The organism is Bacteroides sp. OF03-11BH (assembly GCF_003604005.1).
Classification (GTDB): Bacteria; Bacteroidota; Bacteroidia; order Bacteroidales; family Bacteroidaceae; genus Bacteroides; species Bacteroides ovatus.
In genome coordinates, this window is sequence record NZ_QTMW01000095.1 from 1 (window position 1) to 4609 (window position 4609).

At 33.1% G+C, this 4609-nt stretch carries 8 protein-coding genes; all 8 read right to left on the minus strand.

Going from position 1 to position 4609, the window contains the following annotated elements:
• Window positions 1–88: 88 nt before the first annotated feature.
• Window positions 89–514: a hypothetical protein gene (locus DXA54_RS27495; protein WP_005681360.1), complete on the minus strand. Its 426-nt coding sequence runs from the start codon at window positions 512–514 to the stop codon at window positions 89–91.
• Window positions 515–591: 77 nt separating this feature from the next.
• On the minus strand, window positions 592–1674 hold the full coding sequence (locus DXA54_RS27500) for a hypothetical protein (protein WP_118413797.1): 1083 nt from the start codon (window positions 1672–1674) through the stop codon (window positions 592–594).
• Between the two features lie 73 nt (window positions 1675–1747).
• A complete protein-coding gene (locus DXA54_RS27505) occupies window positions 1748–2212 on the minus strand; it encodes an Imm21 family immunity protein (RefSeq protein ID WP_004295263.1) in 465 nt (154 codons plus the stop codon).
• A 38-nt stretch (window positions 2213–2250) separates the two neighbouring features.
• Complete coding sequence (locus tag DXA54_RS27510; RefSeq protein WP_048317449.1) at window positions 2251–2601, minus strand: hypothetical protein; 351 nt, start codon at window positions 2599–2601, stop codon at window positions 2251–2253.
• 92 nt (window positions 2602–2693) lie between these two features.
• Window positions 2694–3215, minus strand: a complete 522-nt coding sequence (locus DXA54_RS27515) for a hypothetical protein (protein WP_120081180.1) — start codon at window positions 3213–3215, stop codon at window positions 2694–2696.
• A gap of 68 nt (window positions 3216–3283) precedes the next feature.
• On the minus strand, window positions 3284–3661 hold the full coding sequence (locus tag DXA54_RS27520) for an Imm10 family immunity protein (RefSeq protein WP_008025582.1): 378 nt from the start codon (window positions 3659–3661) through the stop codon (window positions 3284–3286).
• Between the two features lie 49 nt (window positions 3662–3710).
• Entirely contained in the window at window positions 3711–3968 is a 258-nt protein-coding gene (locus DXA54_RS27525; RefSeq protein ID WP_117543695.1) for a hypothetical protein, read from the minus strand.
• A 78-nt stretch (window positions 3969–4046) separates the two neighbouring features.
• On the minus strand, window positions 4047–4538 hold the full coding sequence (locus tag DXA54_RS27530; protein WP_004326133.1) for a hypothetical protein: 492 nt from the start codon (window positions 4536–4538) through the stop codon (window positions 4047–4049).
• Window positions 4539–4609: the final 71 nt, after the last annotated feature.

A 4609-nucleotide genomic window follows, 5' to 3' on the forward strand; every position in this document is an offset into this window, starting at 1 on the left:
GCCAATTTTTCTAATATTTCCTTTTTTTGATTCATAATCACTAATGTTTGGCAGCTAACCGACCTTTAAGGGGAGGTTGAGCCGCTTGTTATTCTTTCAATTTGGATATGGAGTGTAATATTACAGCTCTTCTATTGGTTATACCGGTTTCTTCACATATACAAGCAATTCCATCAGACAATATTATGGCAAAGCCAAAATTCGACTGTATTCCTGCATTTATAGCCTCTGATATATCTGCCCATTTTTGATCCAGCTCAAAAAAACCGATGCAATATCCTTCTTTCTCTTTAGATAATTCACGAAGTCTATCTGTCAAATGGATTAAATCCGTAGAATTATAGACCTCGACAATCTTATTCTCATTTATAATATCCATCATATTATGACAAATTCGACTAATAGCTTTTACTCTTTTTTTGTTTGATGACAGTTCAAAAAAGAAACGGTCTTGATAACCAGACTTAATGAATTGCTTACAAAAAAAATCTTCTATGGTATTTCCTTTATTCATATCCAATTCTTTTGAAGAATAATGTCCGGTGGATAATCAATTTTTCGGAGAGATTTATCCGCTTGTTACCCACGTATTTATTCTTTATTTTTTCGATTTATATGTATATCGCTTATTTCTGCTTTTCCTCCAAAACAGAGTAATTCTTCCACATTCAGATTATCCAACACTGCATATACAGATTCTTTTGTCATACTTTTAACGCTTAACATCTTTACTTTTCTCAATTTTGGAGCATTTACAAGGCTTGTAATATCAACCAACTTATTTAACGTATCAATACAGACTTCAGCTAAGTTGTTTAGATTGGCTAAGTTGGGTATCTTAGTAATATTAGCTAACCAAATCAATTCGAGTTTTTCAAGTCCTGTGAGTGTACTGACGAATGAAATATCATCCAATTTGGATATTCTAAAAAGTTTCAGTTGGCGCAAAGTTCTAAAATCACTCAAAACAGTCAAGTCTATTTTTGAACTGTCACACCACAGAATAGACAAGTCCTTGATAAGCATTTGTTTTAAGAAAGACAAATCCTTATTTTTGACAGCTCTTAATTCTAACTTTCTCAACTGACTTAAACCTACGATAGCTTCAAGATTCTTATCTAATTTCCCAAGGAATAAGGATTGGAGATTTTTCAAGCGCAAAAGCCATTGGCAATCAAACACAGGCTTTCCACTCTTCAAATCCGCATCTATATGTAAATGTTCCAACTGGCTTGGCAAAGTATTGACAAAAGAAAAATCCCTTAAATCATAAATATCTAATGTCAATGATTTTAGATTTGACAAACTTGAAAGAATAGATAAGCCAGTATTCTTATATTCAAAATCGCCTATTACGATATTTTGTACATCAGGAACAAATCGCAGGAAATCCAGATTCCAACCATTGAAATCATCTCCATATCCAAATTTTTTGTCAGCCCCTCCATATACACGAAAAGAAATATCAGGACGTAATATAAATAAGCGATTCAATTTTTCGAGAACAGTATTAGGAATATAATCGCTTATTTGAACTCTCTTGATAAGTTTTTCCTCGCTTATTTGATGAATTATGGATTCAGTTACATCTTCAGCCATGTAACCATCTTCGGGATGTCTTGGAATTCTTCCAAAACTGCGAGGAGTAAATATTTCAATTTGTGTTCTAAACATATCTTTACTACGTGGGTAATGTTTGGTGGCTAACCGACCTTTAAGGGGAGGTTGAGCCGCTTGTTAATCGTCTTTATTGGATTGAATGTATTATTAAAGATACTTCGTCTTTTTGATAAAGATAAGTTTTTATTATACAAGATGTTTTTTGTAATGATAAAAAAACTTTAACCGACGCTTCACAATAGGGAGACAAAGAATCAAATAGGACTAATTCAGTAGAATCCCATTTTACTTCAACTTCTTCTATCGGTTCTGCCCCAGTTACTATATCATTCTCCAGAAGTTTTTCCACCGTTAGATAATCGGGAGCATACTTCCAACGAATTATTAAAATTGCTCCATCTTTATTTACTATGCGTGTAGCCATCGGTTCATCTCCCATTACCAATAAGACATGATTGTCTATATAGATTTTCCCCAAGTAATCTGTTACGCTACATATAGCATTGTAGTTTTCTTGACCCTTCCATTGATGGGCATATTGTTGCTCAACAATGACAAATGGGCTTCCTGATGTTTCAATCCAATTATTCATATTTTTCTCAGCGATTAATGTATTTCAGCTAACTGCATTTAGCTGTTAAGTTGATTGTTACCAACATTTATTTTTTCAATTCTCCCAATAAGCATATATTGGCTATGTGATATTAAATATTCTTCATTTTTTTCTTCGTATTTATTTTCTAAACACAAAGCACCACCGACAATAACATCAACATTCGTTTCTAAATCAAAATATTCTTTTTCATATCTGGGTTTCAAAATTAGAATACAACTTTTTTGTCCATTAAAATCTAAAAAACTATCAGATTTGAAAAGAAGAAATGTAGGAGAAAGTTGCTTTATTACTATACCATGAAGAATATTACTACCATTATGATTGAAACCCCACGGTTCATCTACTGTTAGTTTGTACTTGACCATATTTATTAATTTTCTTTAGTTGGTAATGTTTGGTAGCTAATCGCCATTTTTGGCGATTAAGGTGTATGTTAGCATCACTTCTAATAAAAGAATCACATATCAGCTAATTTCCACTTTACTTCAGAAGCTGATACATCATCATCAATATATGCTTGCAAATAAGAAGCTAAATCTTTATATCGACTTTCACCGTTGCAATCATATACCCATAATTCCGGTTCTTCTGTACCGTCAAACCATATTAGGCAAATCATTTCATAGCCATTATCGCTTGCTGCAAAAATGGAAATTCTGTTTAGCGCAAATAGTCCAGTAGCATGGTCTTCCCAATTATCCATTGAGGCTTTTATGTTGCGAACAATTCCTACCAACCGTTCATCCTCTTCATCTTCATTCCAAAGGCTTTCCATTTCTTTCGTATCAAGCCAATCTCCATGTGTAGCATTAATCCATTTACCAAATGATCCATATCTGATTTTCAACATAGGAGAGACTTGCCTATAAACTCCACTTTCAAGGGTCGGCACCCCCTTATAAAAGTCGATAGCTTGGCTTATTTGAACCTTACCTTCTAAATCAATGACTTCATCAAGCAATTCTTTTATTGTTTTCATTCTTTTTCTATTTGATGCTAATGTCCAGCAGCGTTCCGCTTTAAGCAGTAGTGCTGTTTGTTAGCAACTTATTCAATAATCAAAATATCTCCAAAGATATTTGAAAGCATTTTTCTATACTCTTTTATATCTTCAATTGCATTATCCTTATATGACACAGTTATTGAAGTAATATCGTCTTCATATTTATGTTTTACTGAAAAGACAATCTCATTTTGACGTATGACGACTTTACTACATAAACCATAACCAGAATTAGATTGATCTGAATATTCAAAGTAGTATGAATCCATACCCAATTTAATATCCTGTTCATCAAACTCTAATGCTCTTTCGACAATTACATATTCTTTGGGTTCATTCTTATCATCTGCGAAACCGACTAAATATGAATTGTCTTCTGTTACTTCATATACTATATCATTTGCTATAAAGTTTATTTCCATATTTCACCTGTTTTAATCAGTTGCTAATGTTTGGCAGCGTTCCGCTTATTCAGTCGGTTTGCTGTTCGTTATCTGACTCCTTAATATATTTATACCAGTCACTTTTTGATATTTCTTCAAAAGTTGGTGGTACAAATTGTCCGAATGCACCAAAAGGCAAACAAGATTCTTCTTTAATGCCTTTTGCCGGGTCATTCCATTCCGTTTCGCACTCTGTACAATAGGCGTATAGTTGAGATGTGTGTTTATCTTTTACTATCACAACCCACCCTTGCTCACAAAGAGGACACCAAGCTATTTTATACATACCCTTTTATATTATATTCAGATAATGGTTTGCAGCTTGCCGCCGTGAGGTGGCACAGGTGCTTGTTATCAGTCACTTTTATTTCAAATCTTCTTTATTTATAGTAATTATTCTATTCGGTATAAAGAATTGAGATGCTTCCACATCTATGCTGTTTGATATATAGCACTTCCAAAATTTCACGTATAGAAATTTCTTTTTGATTTTACGAAAAAACTTGGAAACCATTTGAGAAAAATCATTATTATCAGAACAGCAATAAAAACGTCCAGCAATGTATGCCATATCTTCCCTTTGAAAAGGAACTCTATATTCTAAAACTGGACTTTTCACATAGTCCAATACTTCAGCTGTTGTTCCATCATAATATTCATGTGTATAATATGATATATATTGTTGGAAAGATTTTCCGGTCAAATACATCTTCCGGTCATTAGCACAAATGTCAAAAGGAGATAAATCTCCTTTATAATGTGGGACACACAACAACTCTCCAAATACACTTCTAAGCGTATTTGCAATCATCTCATCATCATTTTTATGCGAATAGAATTCAAATTGCTTTCCCATGTTCTACTGGTTTTAATGACTGATAACGTTATACTATCAGCCGATTTGGCTGTTATTTTCTTTAAGTATCA